1 protein-coding gene is annotated in these 254 nt (G+C 62.2%); it reads right to left on the bottom strand.

Translation table 11 applies throughout. The features are described 5' to 3' along the window. Positions 1–254 (bottom strand): DciA family protein (locus JAO32_RS19880; protein ID WP_334243633.1); only part of this gene is annotated, 254 nt, incomplete at both ends.

Raw genomic sequence — 254 nt, 5'->3', positions numbered from 1 at the left:
GGCAACACAAAAAGTATATCGGTCACGGGGATGCGGCTGATGTTGGCCAGGTCGCCGCGCAGCTGTCCGTGGATCATTTCAAGTTGGCGTTGCCATGCTGTGTCCGGCACGGTGACGGTCGCAACGCCGTCTTGAAAGGCGGAGACTGCGGTTCGGCTGGCTGTGGCGTGCCCTGCGGCGACGGCCCATGCTGCGCCCAGACGATCCAGCGGCGTCAAGGTATCCAGTGACTTGGCCAGGGAAGTTCGCAGAAT

The organism is Terriglobus sp. ADX1, assembly GCF_036877645.1.
Taxonomy (GTDB): domain Bacteria; phylum Acidobacteriota; class Terriglobia; order Terriglobales; family Acidobacteriaceae; genus Terriglobus.
Note: the sequence above shows the minus strand (reverse complement) of the source record. Positions and strands in the feature narration are given on the sequence as shown.